Here is a 318-nt window from a genome sequence, read left to right as displayed (position 1 = left end):
CGTCGCCTACCGGGCCGACGGCCTCGACGCGGCCGCGTTCGAGGCCGTGGCCGAGCGCCTGCGGGAGCGGCTGGCCGCGCTCGCGACGACGCCCCCGATCCCGTTCCGGCAGCAGAATGGCGGCGGTTACCGGATTCCCAGCATGGAGCTGCGGCCGGGGCTGGAGGCGCCGGGCGCGCGGGGATTCGCCCCCCACCGCGCCGGCGCGTGACCGGCGCGGCCGAGGCCGCTCAGATCACGAACAGCAGGTTCAGTCCGGCGCGCCGGAACCCGTCCTCGGCGATCTTCAGATCGAGTCCGTAGGACGCGATGTCGTCC

At 75.2% G+C, this 318-nt stretch carries 1 pseudogene; it reads left to right on the top strand.

Annotated features, from left to right (window positions below):
* Window positions 1–211 (top strand): annotated as a pseudogene (locus ACLBXO_RS31925) (NAD(P)H-dependent oxidoreductase); the annotation flags it as partial.
* Window positions 212–318 lie beyond the last annotated feature (107 nt).

It is taken from the genome of Methylobacterium sp. C33D (genome assembly GCF_053345825.1).
Note: the sequence above shows the minus strand (reverse complement) of the source record. Positions and strands in the feature narration are given on the sequence as shown.